Source organism: Romboutsia sp. 13368 (assembly GCF_018336475.1).
Lineage (GTDB): Bacteria > Bacillota > Clostridia > Peptostreptococcales > Peptostreptococcaceae > Romboutsia.
In genome coordinates this window covers 1383307-1383689 of the sequence record NZ_CP048741.1, presented here as the reverse complement: position 1 = coordinate 1383689, position 383 = coordinate 1383307, and the positions used below count along the sequence as shown (strand labels likewise).

Below are 383 nucleotides of genomic sequence, written 5' to 3'. Positions count from 1 at the left end.
TACTTTAAATTCTTGTTTTNTATATGATAAATTGTCAATTCAAGTGCAACACTTTCTATTTATGCTACTGCAAAGACCTCTGCAGGTGTTTTGAAACCAAGACATTTGCGAGGTCTATTATTAATTATATCTACAACAGAATCAAGTTCAGATTGTGTTATTGTAGCAAAATCAAATTTCTTTGGATAAAATTCTCTTAGTAATCCATTCGTATTCTCATTTGTGCCTCTCTGCCAAGAAGAATAAGCATCTGCAAAATATACATCAATATTTAATGTATTTTCAATGTCATTATAGCCTGCAAATTNCYAAATAAAGTAAATAGAATTTTACAAAAAAAGATTATCTTGTATAGATTAGTATTTGTAAATTTTATCCAAATA

At 27.1% G+C, this 383-nt stretch carries 1 pseudogene; it reads right to left on the bottom strand.

From position 1 onward, the window contains the following. Positions 1-59: 59 nt before the first annotated feature. Positions 60-305 (bottom strand): annotated as a pseudogene (locus G3997_RS05610) (IS30 family transposase); the annotation flags it as partial. Positions 306-383: the final 78 nt, after the last annotated feature.